At 38.9% G+C, this 18083-nt stretch carries 13 protein-coding genes; 11 read left to right on the top strand and 2 right to left on the bottom strand.

Annotation, left to right across the window (positions count from 1 at the left end):
- Positions 1 to 599 precede the first annotated feature (599 nt).
- Positions 600 to 1226, bottom strand: coding sequence for a glycosyltransferase family 32 protein (locus tag ACEN4I_RS02065; protein ID WP_407096196.1), 627 nt, complete (start codon positions 1224 to 1226; stop codon positions 600 to 602).
- A gap of 422 nt (positions 1227 to 1648) precedes the next feature.
- On the opposite strand from ACEN4I_RS02065, the gene ACEN4I_RS02060 reads away from it, so the two are divergent.
- The 11 genes from ACEN4I_RS02060 to ACEN4I_RS02010 all read left to right on the top strand — a co-directional run bounded on the left by ACEN4I_RS02060 (position 1649) and on the right by ACEN4I_RS02010 (position 16528).
- Positions 1649 to 4303, top strand: coding sequence for a calcium-translocating P-type ATPase, PMCA-type (locus tag ACEN4I_RS02060; RefSeq protein WP_407096195.1), 2655 nt, complete (start codon positions 1649 to 1651; stop codon positions 4301 to 4303).
- Positions 4304 to 4362: 59 nt separating this feature from the next.
- Positions 4363 to 5238 carry a PPK2 family polyphosphate kinase gene (locus ACEN4I_RS02055; RefSeq protein ID WP_407096194.1) on the top strand — a complete coding sequence of 292 codons (876 nt, stop codon included), beginning with the start codon at positions 4363 to 4365 and terminating at the stop codon, positions 5236 to 5238.
- 422 nt (positions 5239 to 5660) lie between these two features.
- On the top strand, positions 5661 to 7316 hold the full coding sequence (locus ACEN4I_RS02050; RefSeq protein WP_407102027.1) for a peptide ABC transporter substrate-binding protein: 1656 nt from the start codon (positions 5661 to 5663) through the stop codon (positions 7314 to 7316).
- Between the two features lie 152 nt (positions 7317 to 7468).
- Complete coding sequence (locus ACEN4I_RS02045; RefSeq protein ID WP_079650648.1) at positions 7469 to 8410, top strand: ABC transporter permease; 942 nt, start codon at positions 7469 to 7471, stop codon at positions 8408 to 8410.
- Positions 8403 to 9440 carry an ABC transporter permease gene (locus tag ACEN4I_RS02040; protein ID WP_407096192.1) on the top strand — a complete coding sequence of 346 codons (1038 nt, stop codon included), beginning with the start codon at positions 8403 to 8405 and terminating at the stop codon, positions 9438 to 9440. The genes ACEN4I_RS02045 and ACEN4I_RS02040 overlap by 8 nt, the downstream gene beginning before the upstream one ends.
- A gap of 5 nt (positions 9441 to 9445) precedes the next feature.
- Positions 9446 to 10570, top strand: a complete 1125-nt coding sequence (locus ACEN4I_RS02035) for an ABC transporter ATP-binding protein (protein ID WP_407102026.1) — start codon at positions 9446 to 9448, stop codon at positions 10568 to 10570.
- Entirely contained in the window at positions 10515 to 11477 is a 963-nt protein-coding gene (locus ACEN4I_RS02030; protein ID WP_407102025.1) for an ABC transporter ATP-binding protein, read from the top strand. Before ACEN4I_RS02035 ends, ACEN4I_RS02030 begins: the two co-directional genes overlap by 56 nt.
- Before the next feature lie 1138 nt (positions 11478 to 12615).
- Positions 12616 to 14070 carry a sigma-54-dependent transcriptional regulator gene (locus ACEN4I_RS02025; protein WP_407102024.1) on the top strand — a complete coding sequence of 485 codons (1455 nt, stop codon included), beginning with the start codon at positions 12616 to 12618 and terminating at the stop codon, positions 14068 to 14070.
- A gap of 8 nt (positions 14071 to 14078) precedes the next feature.
- The gene (locus ACEN4I_RS02020) at positions 14079 to 15455 is read left to right on the top strand and encodes a PRD domain-containing protein (protein WP_407102023.1); all 1377 of its coding nucleotides are present in this window, start codon (positions 14079 to 14081) and stop codon (positions 15453 to 15455) included.
- Positions 15456 to 15552: 97 nt separating this feature from the next.
- Entirely contained in the window at positions 15553 to 16050 is a 498-nt protein-coding gene (locus ACEN4I_RS02015; protein WP_407096189.1) for a mannose/fructose/sorbose PTS transporter subunit IIB, read from the top strand.
- Positions 16051 to 16075: 25 nt separating this feature from the next.
- The gene (locus ACEN4I_RS02010; protein WP_407102022.1) at positions 16076 to 16528 is read left to right on the top strand and encodes a GNAT family N-acetyltransferase; all 453 of its coding nucleotides are present in this window, start codon (positions 16076 to 16078) and stop codon (positions 16526 to 16528) included.
- An 801-nt stretch (positions 16529 to 17329) separates the two neighbouring features.
- On the opposite strand, the gene ACEN4I_RS02005 is transcribed toward ACEN4I_RS02010, so the two are convergent.
- Complete coding sequence (locus ACEN4I_RS02005) at positions 17330 to 18082, bottom strand: sugar phosphate isomerase/epimerase family protein (protein ID WP_407102021.1); 753 nt, start codon at positions 18080 to 18082, stop codon at positions 17330 to 17332.
- Between the last annotated feature and the right edge of the window lies 1 nt (position 18083).

The raw sequence follows: 18083 nt of genomic DNA, 5'->3' as shown, positions 1-18083 counted from the left end.
AGCGTTTGAACATCAAGGAAGCAAACTCCATGATGAAGATCAGCGATTGAACATCAAGGAAGTAATCTTCATGATGAAGAATGGCGTTTGAACATCAAGGAAGTAATCTTCATGATGAAGAATAGCGTTTGAACATCAAGGAAGCAATCTGCATGATGAAGAATAGTGTTTGAACATCAAGGAAGGAGCCTGCCTGATGAAGACTCTAACTTTTAGAGTTTTAAGAAGACAACGCCAAGGCTTTCCGATGGCTTTCCATAAGCAGCCTCATAGGTCGGAGAGAATTTCTTTACCAACATTAAAAATGTGGGGAATGGGACAATAACCTGATACTTCATTGGAAAACTGAACGTCAGCTACCAAAATGCAGCCTTAGATTCAAACAAACCAAATACCGGACGAGAGAATAACTTCTCGTCCGGTATTTGGTTTGTTTGAGCAGAGCTAAACGCATTTTGTCCCGCTCTTTCATTTTTTTATAGCTGAGTTGCGCAAATCAGCTTTTTAGGGGTTTTGTTTCTCCTTTTATTTTGGGGAAACACCCCAGTAAAAAGGAGAAAGTGGACCTCTAGGAAGTCTAAACGCTCTTGCTCCACTCTCTAGAGCCATGATCCAGTAAATTGATGGATGGCATAGGTGTTCTTAGTATCATCTATTTCATGAGTATAGTAGTCTTTTGGTGAAAAGTAATCCCGAGGAAAAATAGTAACATCATCATACACTTGTTTGGTATTGTTCATTTGGAATCCTTTTTCTGCAAGGATTTCCGTGACACGAATGACGTTTGTTTTCCGGTCATGCGTTCCATCTTCTTTGATGAACGTTCTGTCTGCGTAATCTTGGTACCATTCTTCAATCAGAGGATTATGGGGTTCTGCGCCGATAATTCCTGTAGAGATTTCTGTCTCGATTTCAAATCCCATGAAAGCAGGCAACTCTAGAAATTCATCTAATGATTTAATCACTTCCATGTCTGTATCCATGTAAATACCGCCGTATTCTTTTAATACGTATAAACGAGCTACATCTGAAACAAAGGCCCATTGTTTTTCATCATAGGCTTGCTGTGCGTAAATACCCGCCCCTTCCAAATCAAAACTTTCTTCATTCCATAGTTTGATTTCATAGTCGGGACAGTACTTTTTCCAGCTGGCAAGGCATTTTTTTTCAACTTCTCCAAAAGGCTTGTCCCCAAACCATACATAATGAATTATTTTAGGTATCATAACAAGCTCTCCTCTTTTCTTCTTTTTTTAAGCTTCTATTCAATGATAAGAACAAAATGGAAAAAAATCCATTAAAACGCCTTATGGCAAATAAAAAACCAGACCAACAAAGTATTGGCCTGGTTTTTACAGGGTAAGGTTTTCTTTTTTAGTTTGGAGGAGTAAAAAAGAAATAAGAAATTAGGGATGTTTCTTTTTGGTATGAAATAAGTATAAAAGAAGAATATGAACATTTTATGATGAAAATATGCAGATTTAGAGCAGCCCGTCAAATTAAACTAGTTCAAACAACAAAGCTTGATTTTACAAGTTGTCTGACTTCAAAATCATCCTGATTTTCTTTACAATAAATTCAAAGTGAATGCTTGCTTTTTCAGTAGGAGAAAGAAGGGGAACACAAACTTATCTAGGGGGACGACTGTTTGGATTACAAAACAGAAGAACTAAAGAAGATCGCAGAGGAACTAAAGGTTGATATCGAGAAAGGTCTGGACACACAACAAGTAGAAGCCAATCGGGAAGAATATGGGAAGAATGAGTTTGAAGAATCAGAGAAGAAGTCTTTATTTGCTCGGATTGCAGAACAGTTTAAAGATGTGATGAATCTTATTTTAGTGTTTGCTGGTTTCTTATCACTATACATTTCTTTGTCTGACCCTTCTCATGGATTTTCGGAACCTATTGTTATCTTCATAATTATTGCCATTAATATGACGATTTCTATTCATCAAGAAGGCAAAGCAGAAGATGCGTTAGATTCTTTAAAAAATCTTTCCTCGCCGGTTTCAAAAGTCATTCGTGAAGGAAAAGAGCAAGAAATCGATGCCAGTGAAATCGTTCAGGGAGATATTTTAGTGCTTCAAGCTGGAGATAAAGTAGATGCAGATGTGCGTTTAATCGAATCCAATAATCTGCAAGTAGATGAAGCTTCTTTGACCGGAGAGAGTGTTCCGGTCGATAAAGATCCGAATGCCCAAGTTGAAAAAGATGCTTCTACTGGAGATGTGTTAAATACAGCTTTCTCGGGTACAGTTGTGACGAATGGAAATGGAAAAGGGATCGTAGTGGGTGTTGGGATGGATAGTGCAATGGGATCTATTGCCGGGTTATTGACCGATTCCAACCAAGGCAAAACGCCTTTACAACTACGAGTAGATAGTTTAGCAAAAAAACTGGCTGTGGTAGCCTTTATCGCAGGTGCAATTATTTTTGGTTTAAACTTTTTCACAAGCAATATTAACATTTTAGATAATTTGATGACTGCCGTATCTCTAGCTATTGCAGCCGTACCAGAAACGTTGCCGGTCATTGTGACCCTTTCACTAGCTTATGGTGTTCAAAATATGGTGAAGAGAAATGCGATCATTCGGAATATTCCAGCAGTAGAAACGCTTGGGAGTGCTTCAATCATCGCTTCAGATAAGACTGGGACATTAACTAAAAACCAAATGACGATTCAAAGAATCTGGGCTGTTTCTCATGAGCCCAAAACAGCAGAAGAGGAATTTAATGACGATGAAGACTGGCTGATCAAAATGATGGGATTGGCTTCCAATGCTCGAGTCAAAGAGCTAGAAGAGGAAGAAAATACTATTTCCGGAGATCCGACAGAAGCAGCTATTATTCAGTTGCTGGAGGACAAAGAGTGGTCAAAAGAACAATTGGATGAAAAGTACGAACGTGTTCATGAGATTCCATTTGACTCGGATCGAAAACGAATGACAACCGTTCACAAATATGAAAATAAATATGTAGCCATCACAAAAGGAGCGTTTGATCGAATACCTTTAGATGAGGCAGCTGTTGAAAAAGAATACGATCAAAATGCTGGCGATATTCATGATGCCTTTGCTGAAAAAGCGTTACGGATCATAGGGGTATCGTACAAATTTATGGACAGTAAGCCCAATAACCTTGATGATGAAGAACTGGAGAAAGATATGACTTTTGCCGGAATCGTGGGAATGATTGATCCGCCAAGAGAAGAAAGTAGGCAAGCAGTTCAAGAAGCGCGTGAAGCTGGGATACGTCCAATAATGATTACTGGGGATCATGCCGTTACAGCTACGGCTATTGCCAAAGAGATCGATATTTTCCGTGACGGTGACAAAACCATCACTGGAAAAGAGATGCAAGAACTGTCTGATGAAGATTTAAACGAACAAATCGAAAACTTTTCTGTTTATGCACGAGTATCTCCTGAAGATAAAATCCGTATTGTAGAAGCTTGGCAACACAGAGGGGACGTCGTGGCCATGACAGGAGACGGTGTCAACGATGCTCCTTCTCTTCAAGCAGCAGATGTAGGAACAGCAATGGGAGAGAATGGAACAGAAGTAGCGAAGAATGCTTCTGACATGATTTTGACGGATGATAACTTTGCGACGATTGTTCATGCCGTTGAAGAAGGTCGTCGAGTGTATGACAATATCAAAAAAACAGTCTATTACCTGCTTTCTGCCAATGTGGCTGAAATTCTTGTTATGTTGATTGCCGTATTGATTGGTTGGGGAACTCCATTAACTTCTATTCAGTTGTTGTTTATCAACGTCATTGCGGACGGGATACCGGGGTTTGGTTTGAGTCGGGAAAAAGCGGAAGCCAATATTATGAAGCGTGATCCTGTTCATAAAAATGAAAGTATCTTTGCGCATGGAGGCTACCGCAGAATCGCGATTGCAGCTGCCACGTTTACAGTTATCACATTAATTGCCTTTTATATTGGAGAAAATCTGGCGCTGAATGCTGCTATTGAACCTTCCTTAGAGGTAGCTCAAACATTGGCCTTTTTAGTTCTAGGATGGTCTTCTGTCATTCATATATTTGTGGCGCGAACAAATGATTCCATCTTTAATGCAGGCATTACAGAGAATAAAACGGTTTTTTGGACAACTTTATTTTCTTTCGCAGCTACCACAGTAGTAGCAGTAGTTCCGTTTCTAGCGTCGATTTTTAATCTGGTGACTTTAAGTTGGGAATATTGGCTAATTGCAGCTGTTTTGTCCATTATGATCATTGTCGTGGTGGAAATTGAAAAAGTAGTGATGAAGAAAATGGGTGGCAGTTTCTTAGGTTAAAGCATTTTTGTCCTAAATCTGGTAGCAAAGACAAGTAGCTTAAAAGGAGGGAAATAAAAATGGATATTTCTAAATACCTTATAAAACCTGAAGAAAATGTAAATTTAGCAGAACTGGCTGAAAAAGAAAATCCTGATTATACAGAAGAAGAGATCAAAGAAAAATTGATTCCTGAAAGTGTGGAACAATTAAGAGAATGGCAATTGCGACTGCATGCAGAAGAAAAAAAAGGAATCTTAGTAGTGTTGCAAGCGATTGATGCAGCAGGAAAAGATGAGATCATTACCTTTATCTTTTCTCATTTGATGCCGCAAGGATTAAAAGTAACATCTACTAAAAAACCAACTGAAGAAGACATGAAACATGACTTTTTATGGCGTGTCCACAAAGGGATGCCTGAAAGAGGGCAGATTGCTATCTTAAATCGCTCTTACTATGAAGATTTGCTGTCTCCGATTGTGTACGGAGAAGAAGAAAGTATCCCGATGCCTTCCAGCGAGGACGATCATGATGCTTGGGAAGTCCGGTGTCGACAAGTCAATGATTTTGAAAAGTATATGGTAGAGAGCGGTTTTCCAGTGGTTAAATTTTTCTTGAATGTATCGGAGGAAAAACAGCGGGAGCGGCTGTTGGAACGTATGAAAACGCCGGAAAAAAATTGGGAGTTTTCATTCAGCGATATAGATGACCGTCAAAAATGGGATACTTACCAGGAAGCATATGGAAAAATCTTGAATAAAACCTCGACAGAATATGCACCGTGGTATATATTACCTGCTGATGATGGTTGGTATACGCGTTATCTTGCAGCGGAGATCATGATAAATGTGATCGAAAAACAGGATCCAAAGTTTCCCGTGATGACAGATGAAGATAAAGAACAGTTGGAAAAAGAAATTCAGCGATTAGAAGAAGAAAGAGAACAAGACACCTGAGAAATAAAGTATGAAGAAGTCTTTAAAGGGCCCCCTCTGCATGATGCAGAAGGGGCTTTTGTGGGTTTATTTTGAAATACCGGTAAGGAGAACGAGGTCAGTACTCATGAAAGATTTCTGCGACTACTAAAGTGTGAAAAGTTAGTCTACTGTTTCATTAGAATCGATTAGTAAATCTACGGGAATTGATTTTAATTTATTTCTAATAATTAATTGCGTATTCAAAATTGTGTTAATCAGCTCTATTACAAGGTTTCTATATATAAATAAGACTGTTCATCATCAACTACCTGCAAAAAATAAAATTCAACATTTTGTTGACGTTTTATTCTAATTAAATTATAATCAGATTATTATTATTTAATAGTATTTTAATATTGTTTTAATCTTGGCAATTAAAAAGGGTACAGGGGGAAAACTTAATGAAAAAGACAAAACGATTCAGTTTGTTTATTGCCGGAATGACATCCATGTTGGTATTAGCGGCATGTGGAGGAACTAGTTCAGAAGAAGCAGAAGGAAATGCCAATGCTACAGAAACTGCAGGCGGAGGAGTATTGAATGTTCAAGTAGATGTAGAAGTAGCTTCTATGGATCCACAAATGGCAACTGATGGAACTTCATTTGAAGTAATTGCCAATACGATTGAAGGATTGTATACATTGGATTCTAAAGGAGTAGCGATTCCTTCATTAGCTGAAGCAACAGATGTCAGCGAAGATGGGTTAACATACACGTTCACGTTGAAAGATGCAGTATGGTCTAACGGAACCTCTGTCACTGCAGATGATTTTGTTTATGCTTGGCAACGTTTAGCAGATCCGGATACTGCCAGTGAATATTACTACATTATGGGAATTGCTGGTGTAGAAAATGCTAATGAAATTTCTGCAGGAGAAAAAGCACCAGATGAATTAGGGGTAACTGCAATTGATGAGAAAACATTGGAAGTCAAATTGACTCATCCAGTTCCTTTCTTTGAAAGCTTAATGGCTTTTCCATCATTCTTCCCGATGAACCAAGAATTCTTTGAAGAAGCTGGAGAAAACTATGGAACATCCCCGGATACACTACTTGCAAATGGAGCGTTTGAAATCACTTCATACGAACCCGCTGCAACAACCATCGAATTGGAAAAAAATCCAGATTACTTTGATGCAGATAGCGTTAATTTAGACGGAATCAAATACCAAGTCATTAAAGATACTCAACAAGCTATGTTGTCTTACCAAAATGGGGATTTAGATGTGGTGACGTTAGCTGGAGAGCAAGTTGACTTGTTCAAAGAAGATCCAGAATTCCAAACGATTCAAGCTGGGTATCTATGGTATATTTCGCCAAATACGAAAGTACCTGGGTTGGAAAATGCCAACTTGAGAAAAGCACTAGCACAAGCATTTGATAAAGATTATATTGCTGAAACAGTCTTAAAAGATGGTTCTGTACCAGCTGATTACATGGTACCAGATGGGTTGGCAGTAGATGCTGAAGGAGTTGATTTCCGCGATACGGCAGGAACTTACTTGGCTTATGATCCAGCTGCTGCACAAGAATCCTTGGCATTAGCTAAAGAAGAATTAGGAAAAGACAGCTTTACATTTACAATGATTATTGAAGATACAGAAAGTTCTATCAATGTGGCTCAAGTGTTGAAATCACAGATTGAAGAAAATCTAGATGGCGTTACGGTCGAAATCGAGCAAATGCCTAAGAAAACAAGATTGGATCGTATGAACACAGGTGATTACGAATTAGGATTAACTCGTTGGGGTCCAGACTATGCAGACCCAATGACTTATGCAGATTTATTCTTAACAGACTCTGGGAACAATAAAGGTTTCTGGTCAAATGAAAAATATGATGAACTGGTTAATTCTTCTTTAGACGGTGAATTGTCACTTGATGTAGAAGGAAGATGGGCTGCATTGCAAGAAGCAGAAAGCATCATTCTTGAAGACGCTGGTATTCTTCCAGTATACCAGAAAGGAAATGCTGTAATGATCAAGAGCAATGTTTCAGGTGTTGATTTCCACTCTGTTGGTGTATCAAGAATCATGAAACATGCAGTAAAAGAATAACCGTTTTTAATGCATGCTGAAAGAAAGGTGTACAAGAGAATATCAAGCGGTTAGTAGAACTGTTTTGGATTATTCATTGTATGCCTTTTTTTGATAGTTTAGTGTCGATGTAAAAAGAATGCATTTTTATTTCGAACGAAAGGAAAATAACTATGAAAAAATATATTGCTCGTAGAGTACTGATGTCTTTTTTAACTTTGTTAGTGATCATTCTGGTGTTATTTGTTTTGATGCAGCTGCTTCCAGGATCACCTTTTAACGATGAACGATTATCCATCGAACAACAAGGATTTATCATGGAAAAATATGGATTGAATGATCCGATTCCGGTCCAATTTGGCCGTTACTTAGTCAATATGTTGACGGGAGATTTCGGGAAATCTTACACGATCTCAAAAGATACAGATGTATCCATCCTTCTTCAGAATCGATTGCCGATATCCCTTGCAGTCGGTGGGGTTTCAATTGTGCTCGGAGCCGTTATCGGCTTGTTTTTAGGTGTGTTTTCAGCATTAAAACACAATACAGTATGGGATTCTTTAGCTACCTTTATCTCTGTTTTAGGCGTTTCGATTCCTTCTTATGTATTTGCCTTAGGGTTATCTTATTACCTAGGGTTCCAATTGAAATTATTTCCTATGTTGTTTAACCCCGCAGATGGCATCAATGCTTATTTATTGCCGGCTGTTGCGTTAAGTATGACAGTGATGGCGACAGTTGGACGCTTTACCCGAACAGAAATGCTGGATGTCTTAAATTCAGATTACATTCAGTTAGTGGAAAGCAAAGGTGTATCTGGTCCCCGATTAGTTGTTACACATGCATTGCGCAATGCGTCGATTTCTATTTTGACGGTTCTTGGTCCTTTAGTAGTAAGTTTAATGACGGGGAGTTTAGTAGTCGAAAAAATTTTTTCCATTCCTGGAATCGGGCAATTGATGGTACAAGCCATTCAATCAAATGATTACAATATCATTATTTCATTAGCATTTGTGTACAGTGCCTTGTATATCGGAGTGATGCTGGTGGTGGATATTTTATACGGTGTACTGGATCCAAGGATACGTTTAGCAAAGGAGAGTTCAAATGGATAAACCAATCGAATTTTTACCAAATGATTTTGAGTTTGTGAATGACAATAAAGCGGCGATGATCGACGAAGTGTATTCAGGAGAGTCTTTCTGGAAAACGATCATTCAACGGATCTTGAAAAATAAGGGTGCCGTTTTAGGTTTTATCAGTATCTTAATCATTTTAGCCTTGGCTCTTATTGGTCCGGAAATAACAGGGTATACTTATGACCAGCAAATAACAGGGCATGAAAGTATGGCACCGCGAATTCCAGGACTTGAAAAATTAGGCATTTTTGATGGAACAGAAACCTTAAAAACTTCAACAGGCGAACTGGAAGTCAATAAATATGAGGAAATCGATGGTGGAGCAGATGTCTATCATTGGTTCGGGACAGATGTTCTAGGAAGAGATTTATTTACTCGGACTTGGGTAGGGACGCGGATCTCGCTTTATATTGCTTTAGTGGCGGTAATTGTTGATGTATTGATCGGGATGAGTTACGGAATGATTTCTGGTTTCTACGGCGGAAAAGTCGATATGATCATGCAGCGTTTTATGGAGATCCTAAATGGTATCCCTAGCTTAGTGGTCGTTACTCTGTTGATCATTGTCTTAAAACCAGGCTTATTAAGTATCACGATCGCGATTGCATTGACAGGTTGGATCGGTATGAGTCGTATCGCCAGAGCCTCGATGTTGAAATTGAAGCAAAGCGAATATGTATTGGCCGCACGAACAATGGGAGCAAAAGACTTTCCTATCATGTACAAAGAAATTTTGCCCAACATCTTCTCTCAGCTTCTCGTTATGTCGATGTTTTCTATTCCCAGCGCTATTTTTACGGAAGCCTTTCTAGCTTTTGTCGGTATTGGGATTCCGGTTCCAATGGCTTCACTGGGATCTCTTATTTCAGAGAATTTCAAATCCTTAACGACACATTTTTATATGATTGTGCCTCCCGTCATTGTCTTAGCCGTTTTGATGCTCAGCTTTAACTTATTAGCAGATGGGTTGCGCGATGCATTGGATCCAACATTGAAAGAGGTGTAAAAAACATGGGCAAAGAAAAAGTATTGTCAATACGAGATTTATCGATCGCCTTTAAGACATCTTCTGGACTGGTAAGTGCCGTTCGAGGAGTCAACTTGGACTTATACAAAGGGGAAACTCTGGCGATCGTTGGCGAATCAGGAAGTGGTAAATCAGTGACCGTTAAAACGATCATGGGAATTCTAAGCAACAATGGGAAAATAAACAGTGGAACGATAGAATACACTTACGAAGAAAATGGACAAAAAACAACGAAAAACCTGCTCGAGTATTCTAAAAAAGAGATGCGAAAAAACATCAATGGAAAGCATATCGCGATGGTTTTCCAAGATCCTATGACGTCTCTTGATCCAACAATGAATATTGGGAAGCAAATTATGGAAGGGATGCGTATCCATTACAAAACCCCTAAAAAAGAAGCATACGCTAAAGCGCTGGAGTTGTTGGAATTAGTTGGGATAACAGATGCAGAAGCTCGAATGAGCAATTATCCCCATCAGCTTTCTGGAGGTATGCGCCAACGGATAGTGATCGCGATCGCTTTAGCCAGTGATCCTGATGTCCTCATTTGTGATGAGCCGACGACGGCGTTAGACGTAACGATCCAAGCGAAGATTCTGGAATTGATTCAGTCCATCCAACAAAAAACAGGTATCTCCGTTATTTACATTACCCATGATTTAGGGGTAGTAGCGAAAGTTGCGGATCATGTAAACGTTATGTATGCAGGACGAATCGTAGAAACGGGGACAGTAAACGAAGTGTTCTATGAACCAAGACACCCTTATACTTGGGGTCTATTGCTGGCAATGCCTGATTTAGAAACGAAAGCGGACAAATTGGAATCTATCCCCGGGAATCCTCCAAACTTAGAACATGAAGTGGTAGGTGATCCATTTGCGCCGCGTAATCCCTATGCTCTCAATATAGACCACCGTTTGGAGCCGCCAATGTTTCAAATTAGCGAAACGCACTATGCAGCTACTTGGCTGCTGGCAGAAAATGCTCCAGTGTGTCCTCCACCAGCAGAACTGCTCGAACGAATCGAACGCATGAAGAAGGAGGATGAGCTCTATGTCGGAACTGAAGAAACCTATACTTTCCGTGAAGAACTTAAAGCAGCACTTTAAAGTCAGTCGAAAATTTACCGTCAAAGCGGTAGATGGAGTTTCCTTTGAGATTTATCCAGGCGAAACTTATGGGTTAGTTGGGGAATCAGGTAGCGGAAAATCCACTATCGGCCGTTCGATTATTCGATTGTACGATATCACAGATGGTGAAATGACCTTTAATGAACAAGACATCTCTGGGAAGCTCTCTAAAGAAACGAATGATATGATGCGCACTAAGATGCAAATGATCTTTCAAGATCCAATGGCTAGTCTGAACCCGAGAAAAACCGTCATGGATATTATTGCCCAAGGATTAGATATTCATGGTAAGGCTGGTTCTAAAAAGGAAAGAGAAGAGCAAGTCATTGAGATATTAGAGCGTGTGGGTTTATCTCGTGAATTCGCCAATCGCTATCCCAATCAATTTTCAGGAGGACAGCGGCAGCGGATCGGGATCGCTCGGGCATTGATCATGGATCCAGATCTCATTATTGCAGATGAAGCGATCAGTGCGTTGGACGTTTCTATTCAAGCTCAGATTGTGAACTTGATGAAGGATATCCAAAAAGAAACTAATGTGGCCTATTTGTTTATTGCACATGATTTGTCTATGGTCCGCTACATTTCTGATCGGATCGGTGTATTGCATTTGGGACATTTATTAGAAACGGGGACAACAGAAGAGATTTTTAACAATCCTTTACACCCTTATACCAAATCATTGATTTCAGCCATTCCGCATCCAAATCCAGTGTTGGAAAAGAAACGGACTTCTCTAACCTATGATTATGCTGCAAGTGGGTTAAATTATAGTGAAGGAAAGCTGCACACTATTGAAGGAACCCACAAAGTGTTGGGAACAGATCTGGATATTGAAAAGTGGCTGCAAAAAGACAATCAAAAAGAAGTCATTGGTGTCAGTTAAGAAAAGAATAATGACTTTATTTTAGTCAGGACAGTAGCTGGGATACTTTATCTCAGCTTTTTTTGATTAGGATGTGTCTTGAAACTATAGTTGTACACTATTTGAGTTGGTGATGAAGAATACGTTTTGAACATCAAGGCAAAAACTGCCTTGATGAAGAATGTGTTTTGAACATCAAGGCAAAAACCGCCTTGATGAAGAATCCGATTTGAACATCAAGGCAAAAACCGCCTTGATGAAGAATGCATTTTGAACATCAAGGCAAAAACCGCTTTGATGAAGAATCCGATTTGAACATCAAGGCAAAAACCACCTTGATGAAGAATCCGATTTGAACATCAAGGCAAAAACCGCCTTGATGAAGAATCCGATTTGAACATCAAGGCAAAAACCGCCTTGATGAAGAATGTGTTTTGAACATCAAGGCAAAAACTGCCTTGATGAAGAATGCATTTTGAACATCACGGCAAAAACCGCCTTGATGAAGAATCCGATTTGAACATCAAGGCAAAAACCACCTTGATGAAGAATGTGTTTTGAACATCAAGGCAAAAACCGCTTTGATGAAGAATCCGATTTGAACATCAAGGCAAAAACCACCTTGATGAAGAATGTGTTTTGAACATCAAGGCAAAAACCGCTTTGATGAAGAATCCGATTTGAACATCAAGGCAAAAACCGCCTTGATGAAGAATGTGTTTTGAACATCAAGGCAAAAACCGCCTTGATGAAGAATGTGTTTTGAACATCAAGGCAAAAACCGCCTTGATGAAGAATGTGTTTTGAACATCGCGAACAACCACATTATCAATGAAATATTGCTCGGGATTCAAGAAATGTAGTTTTTTGAAGCCGTTGTATCAATAAGCTGCTGTTGCTCTAAAATAGAAGGTAACTTTGATTGTCAACAAACGTTACATGATGAAAATCAAAACTATTTATCTCTTTTCAAAGTAGTTTTAAGACACACCTTAGGCTCGGTAGTAAGATGTGTCAATTTTTGTATATAACAAGATCACTAAATTATTTTTCAATCAACAAATTTGGAAAAAGAAGATGCAGTGTGTCAAAAATAATGATACACTAAACTTAAAACGAGAAATGTAAGTGCTTTTATTTTTTTCTAAGGAGGAATAAGATGAAAAGAAAAGATAAGGTACTAGCTTACGTATTGGAAAAAACCAGTCATTTAAAGGATCGGGATATTGAAATCGGTGGTGGGGTAACAGCTCTTGAAATTGCGGAGTCCTTAGACATTCTTCGCAGCAATGCGTCAAAAGATCTTAACACACTAACCAGAGAAGGTAAGTTAGACAAAACGGAGACGCGGCCGGTTCGTTACTATGATGCAACGATCAATCATTATCGACCGCTCGAAAAAAAAGTCAAAAGTTTTAAAGAATTTCCAAGCAAAAAAGAAGTCAATTCAAAAGAACCGGCATCAGCAACGGCCACTGATCTATTCCATAATATGATTGGAGCAAGCGGCAGTCTGACTAGTCAGATCAGTCAGGCAAAAGCAGCTATTTTTTATCCGCCGAAAGGATTGAACACGCTGATTATAGGTCCAACTGGATCAGGGAAGACTTATTTTGCAAATGCAATGTATCAGTATGCTCAAGACAATAAATTGATTGCTAAAAATAAGACGATGGTGGTGTTGAATTGTGCCGATTATGCGCACAATCCGCAACTTTTGATGTCTCATTTGTTTGGCCATGTGAAGGGTGCCTACACCGGAGCAATCAGCAGTAGTGAAGGGTTATTGGAAAAAGCCAACCACAATATGCTGTTCTTAGATGAGATCCATCGCCTGCCGCCTGAAGGACAAGAGATGTTGTTTTACTTTATGGATACGGGTTCTTTTTCACCTATGGGAGACACGGGAGAAAAGAAAAAAGCTGATGTGCGGATTGTTTGTGCCACAACAGAAGATCCAAATTCAGCTTTGTTGGCAACTTTTAACCGACGGATACCTATCGTTATTACGCTGCCGTCATTCCAAAATCGTCCAGCTGTCGAGCAGATCAATTTATTGAAATATTTAATGAGCATCGAAGCTAAACGGATCCAAAAAAGTATCCAAATAGAAGATAAAGTCATGCAAGCCATCTTGGGTAGTGTCACATACGGAAACGTTGGACAATTAAAGTCAGTGATCCAAATGGTTTGTGCCAGAGGATTTTTGGATAGTGTCAACAATCGATCAGAAATCACGTTACGCTACGACAGCATGTCCAGTATATTAGAAGACGGATATGATTCTATTGCGTTAAATCAACGATTGAGACATGAAATTGTTCATTTTTTAGAACCTTGGACTACGATTACGCCGATTGACGATATTATGGTATTTGATTCAGATACTTACGAATTGCCATTTAATTTATATGAAATTATTGGAGATAAAGTAGCCATGTTGAAGGAAAGCGCGGTTTCTGATCAAGAAATCCACCATTTTATCACGACCGATATCGATCTGCATTTAAAATCTTTTTATAAAAATACGATTTTTTCGACTAAAGAAGACGGATTGAAAGATATTGTCGATGTGGAGATCATTGAACTAACAAAAAAATTCAGCAGATCGTAGAAGAAATATTGCAATTCAATTTTTCAAAAAAATTCTTGTACGCGATGAGTCTGCACATCAGTTCTTTCGTCAAGCGTATCCAAGAAGGAATATTCGTACACAATAATAATGTACATTTAAAAGAGTTTGTATTGAATTACCAAGAAGAACAGCGTGCTGCTCGAGCGGTCAAAACTGAGATTGAACAGTATTACAAAATCGTAGTCCCCACAGTAGAGGTCAATTATTTGACGATGCTGCTGGTTTCTTTACGAACAGAAGAACAGCAAGGCCAAGTAGGGATCGTGATTGCAGCGCATGGAGTTTCGACAGCGTCCTCCATGAAAGAAGTGGTCGCAACATTGCTGAATTCTGTTAATTTGTATGCGGTAGATATGCCATTGGAAATGAATCCTAATGAAGCTTTTCCAAAAGTAAAAGCTGCTGTTGAAGAAGCAGATAATGGGGCTGGAGTGTTGTATCTGACCGATATGGGTTCTTTGGTAACATTTGGACAAAAGATCATGAATGAAACTGGTATTCGTATTGAGACTCATGATATGGTGACAACTCCTATGCTGCTTGAAGCTGCCAGAAAAACACAGTTCTCCAATCAAGACCTGGTGTCCATGTCTCAAGAATTGAAGCGATTCAGGGGATACTCTACACAAAAAAATAGTCTTGAAATAGCTGCAGAAGAGAACTACTCTTTATCCAAACAAACAGATAAACCTCAAATTATCGTTACGATATGTGCTACTGGAGAAGGAACAGCTATTCAACTGCAGAAGATCATTGAGGATATCTTAGCGGAATATCTAGAAAGCGACATCAGTATTATCCCGATCTCTATTTTGAATTATCAAGAGCAATTAAAAGAACTGCAGAAAAATTATACTGTTATAGCTACCTGTGGTTCGATCGATCCTCAACTGCAAGTGCCTTTTATTCCGATTGATGCTTTATTAGCGGGTAATGGAAAACATCGGCTGCATAATATCTTAGAGGGGATCGAATCAGAAGGAGAGCAAAAGATCTTGCCGCGTTTGTCTAAAGAGATATGTGTAGATTATATGAGTCAGTATGTAACCTACATCAACCCGGCAAAAATCATTACACCTGTATGGGATTTTTGTTATGTGATGGAGAAGCAGTTGGACCAAGTATTTGAAAATGCCTTTAACCTGGGCATCATGCTGCATCTATGCGGGATGTTAGAAAGAATCATCACACGTGAAGAAATCCATTCAGGAGAAGATGTAGACGAGGTGGATCCTAAATTGGCTTTATTGATCGAGGAAAATATTGCTCCTGTATTGTATGGTCTCAATCTAGAAGTTTCGAAAAATGAATTGAAATTTGTCGGAGCGATGTATCAGAATAAGTTGAAAGAAAAACAAGTATAAAAAGCCTTCATATGCATCACTTAAACGTAGTCTGGATGTTTTTTAACCGAATTGATTTAGAAAGTTTATTGAAAAGCAGAGGGAGAGACAACCTATTATGAGTATGGAAATTCGATTGGTCCGTATTGATGACCGCTTGATTCACGGACAAGTAGCCACTGTTTGGACCAAAACAACAAAAGCCAACCGTATTTTAGTCGTCAGCGACAGTGTAGCTAAAGATGAATTACGCAAAACGTTGTTGAAACAAGCTGTACCACCTGGAGTAAAAGCAAATGTGATCACTGTCAAAAAAATGGTAGACATCACGCATGATCCTAGATTTAGTGGTTTCAAAGCAATGCTGCTATTTACAAATCCTGAAGATGTCGTAAAAGTCGTGAAGAACCATGCAGACATAAAGACTATCAATATAGGCAGTATGAGTTATGCAGAAGGAAAGAAAATGATTACGAATGCCGTTGCGGTTGACCAAAATGATGTGGACGCTTTTAAATATTTACATGAAAAAGGAATTGAATTGGAAATTCGAAAAGTAGCCTCAGACAGTAAAGTAAATATGATGAAATTATTGAAAAAAGAAGGATTAGTCTAAATGAAGACTAAGGCAGGGTATAAATGTGCTGATTCGTAAATTAGAGTCAAATGAAGAGCCGCCAATGGAATTACTGCTGTCAGCGGATCCTTCAAAAGAGATTATTGAAGAATATTTGCTGAGAGGGGATTGTTATGTAGCTGAGAGGGACAATCAGATAATGGGAACCTACGTCTTAGTTGCGACAAAGCCTGATACCATAGAATTGATCAATATCGCTGTAGCAGAAAATCATTCTGGCAAAGGCTTTGGAAAACAATTGATCAAAGATTCCATTAAGCGTGCAGCAACAAAAGGATACAAAATAATGGAAGTCCGTACGGGAAATTCAAGTATTGGACAACTAGCCTTGTATCAAAAGTGCGGATTTAGAATAGACGGTGTGGATAAAGATTTTTTCCTTCAGCGCTATTCTGAAGTCATTTGGGAAAATGATATTCACTGTAGAGATATGATTCGATTATCTCTACAGTTGTAAATGAAAAATGTTTAACATCGTTGCCTGTGCTAAGCGTTTTTTTGGTGATTTTTCCCGTTTAACTTAATGATTGCACGAATCACAGTTATTTTCTTATTAGTAACCTCAAAAAAAGCTATCAATTTTCAATCATACTTCGGACTAACAAATTAAATATTCTTTTACTAGTCAAGTGACAACAAAATAAAAGCCCACTTGAAGAATAAGCCCGCTTTACTAGTCAAGTGACAACAAAATAAAAGCCCACTTGAAGAATAAGCCCGCTTTACTAGTCAAGTGACGACAAAATAAAAGCCCGCTCGAAGAATAAGCCTGCTTTACTAGTCAAGTGACAACAAAATAAAAGCTCACTTGAAGAATAAGCCTGCTTTACTAGTCAAGTGACAACAAAATAAAAGCCCACTTGAAGAATAAGCCCGCTTTACTAGTCAAGTGACAACAAAATAAAAGCTCACTTGAAGAATAAGCCCGCTTTATTAGTCAAGTGACGACAAAATAAAAGCCCACTTGAAGAATAAGCCCGCTTTATTAGTCAAGTGACGACAAAATAAAAGCCCACTTGAAGAATAAGCCTGCTTTATTAGTCAAGTGACGACAAAATAAAAGCTCACTCGAAGAATAAGCTTGCTTTACTAGTCAAGTGACGACAAAATAAAAGCCCACTCGAAGAATAAGCCTGCTTTACTAGTCAAGTGACAACAAAATAAAAGCCCACTCGATAACTAAACCTATTCATACAAAAAATCCCCTCAGCCACTGAGAAAATTTGTCAGTGGCTGAGGGGATTTTAAGAGAGTAGTGTTACTCGTGATGAAGCAACTGCTTCAACTCTTCAGCGTCTTTTTTCATTTGTTCAGGTGAGTTGTCTTTGACAAATTCCAGTAAAGCAAAGTGTTCGGGTGACGTAGAAGGAGAGAGAATCTCAAAATAGGAAGCCCATTCTTTAGCCCCTTCTTCTAACGTATAACGCGTATGGTAATCTTGCCAATGAAAAACATGGACATTCGTCAACCAAGGTTTCAATAATGGAAGACTGGCTATACGTTGACCAAAGGATAAGCTTTCAGCTGGCTGCCAATACAACTTTACGTTTGGTTCATTGATGGCTTCCAACAGTTTAATGGCACTTTCGGGAGTATCGGTCAAGGTATTGCTGTGGTATTCAAAATTAAGTGTAATGCCAAGGTTTTGTGCCAAATGAGCATTCAGTTTAACATCACGAACGATCATATCGAATTTTGCTTCATCTGTTTCATCAGAACCAACATCGCCGGCCCAGATACGGATCATTTTAGTATTTAGTTCTTGAGCAGTTCTTAACACACCTTGAAAAGGTTCAGTAGATCCAGCTATGTAGTAAGAACCATAAGAAGACACGACTAATCCGGCTTCTTCAGTAAGACGAGCGGCTTTTTTTGCAGCCTTTAAATCTTCGTGAGGCACATGACCTTTGCCTCCCCATTCAATAGCCTCAAGCTCAGCTTCTTTTGCCAACTGAACGATCTCTTCTATAGAACGGTCACGAAATGTAACGGAACACAATCCTGTTTTCATT

Source organism: Desemzia sp. FAM 23990, assembly GCF_045528485.1.
Classification (GTDB): Bacteria; Bacillota; Bacilli; order Lactobacillales; family Carnobacteriaceae; genus Desemzia.
The sequence above is the reverse complement of the archived record's forward strand: the minus strand, read 5'-3'. Positions and strand labels throughout refer to the sequence as shown.